This is a genomic window from Rhizobacter sp. P2_H2 (genome assembly GCF_056403375.1).
Genome location: NZ_JBFUFP010001845.1, coordinates 1 through 530, shown reverse-complemented (window position 1 = coordinate 530; position 530 = coordinate 1). Strand labels below are relative to the sequence as shown.

The 530-nt window shown below is 75.7% G+C and carries 1 protein-coding gene; it reads right to left on the bottom strand.

What is annotated here, in order from left to right; translation table 11 throughout:
- On the bottom strand, positions 1-530 hold a 530-nt coding region (locus AC1D15_RS36550), incomplete at both ends, for a LysR family transcriptional regulator (RefSeq protein WP_477829941.1).

Genomic DNA, 530 nt, shown 5'->3' with positions numbered 1-530 from the left:
GTGCAGCCGGGTGGTGGCGTCGTTGGCGATCAGCGGGCGGCCCGCGAGCCAGGCCGGCGTGATCGTGCGCGGCGCCGTCCACGCGCGCGGCAGGAAGGCCATCACCGGGTCGCGGCGCCAGGGCACGATCTGCAGGCCCTTGACGGCGGCCTGCGGCAGCGCCACCAGGCCGATGTCGAGCGTGCCTTCCTGCACGCGGGTCAGGGCCTCCTGCGAAGTGAGCACCGCGACCTGCACGTCGATGCCCGGGTGGTCGCGCCCGATGGCCTCGAGCGCCAGCGGCAGCAGCCAGGCCAGCGCGCCGGTGGAAGCCCCGACCCGCACCCGCCCGGCGCGGCCTTCGACCCGGTGCGCCACTTCATCGAGCGCTGCATCGACATCGGCCAGCAGTCGCCGGGCGCGCTCTACCAGCCCTTCGCCGATCCCGGTGGGCAGCACGCGCTGGCGCTGGCGCAGCAGCAGCGGCGCGCCCAGGCGCGACTCCAGTTCGGCCACGTGCAGGCTGACCGTCGGCGCGGCCAGGTGCAGGT